At 59.8% G+C, this 697-nt stretch carries 2 tRNA genes; one reads left to right on the top strand and one right to left on the bottom strand.

Annotated elements, in window-relative coordinates:
* The first annotated feature begins 4 nt into the window (after window positions 1–4).
* A tRNA-Lys gene (locus tag IG62_RS0140975) sits at window positions 5–91 on the top strand.
* Between the two features lie 515 nt (window positions 92–606).
* Here the strand turns inward: IG62_RS0140975 and IG62_RS0140970 are convergent.
* Window positions 607–693, bottom strand: a tRNA-Lys gene (locus IG62_RS0140970).
* Between the last annotated feature and the right edge of the window lie 4 nt (window positions 694–697).

The raw sequence follows: 697 nt of genomic DNA, 5'->3' as shown, positions 1-697 counted from the left end.
CCAGGGAGAGGTACCCGAAGTGGTCTAACGGGGTCCGGGCTTTTGGTCCGGTCGGGCTATGCCTGCGCAGGTTCGAATCCTGCCCTCTCCGCACAGAGCATGGGCCCCGTATGGTCATAGCCATACGGGGCCCATGCTTGCGACGCGTCGAGATCACTCGCGCAATGTTGAAACGCTGTCCTCGATCCCAAGGCCTCACCGCCCTCGTCGGTGTCCCATGCGCAGCACGCAGGTTGAGGTTCTCTTGCGGCTGACGCCAACAAAAAGATGCCCCTCTTTCTGCAGGCAGAGCGCCATCAACGAGGTCACAACGGAGGAGCCAGAGCGGCATGACAGGAGCGCAGTCAGCGAGCTGAAAAAGCCACACTGTCTTACACAGTTGTGAATGAAAGTTCTGCTATTCCGGGCCAGCTGCACAGAACGAAGCCAGCAGCCTTAGACGTGCTATCCGAAGGAGTCGACAACACCTAATTTGCTGACGTGACGCTTTATGCCTGAAATGCCATCACCGCCGCGGAGGCCGTCATGATGGGTGGTGAATGTGCACAGGCTAACGGAAAGGGCATCGGTGCCCCGTATGGTCATGACCGTACGGGGCGCTCTGTGCGGAGAGGGCAGGATTCGAACCTGCGCAGGCATAGCCCGACCGGACCAAAAGCCCGGACCCCGTTAGACCACTTCGGGTACCTCTCCCTGG

Origin of the sequence: Streptomyces sp. NRRL S-337 (assembly GCF_000720175.1) — a bacterium.
GTDB classification, from domain to species: Bacteria; Actinomycetota; Actinomycetes; order Streptomycetales; family Streptomycetaceae; genus Streptomyces; species Streptomyces siderophoricus.
Note: the sequence above shows the minus strand (reverse complement) of the source record. Positions and strands in the feature narration are given on the sequence as shown.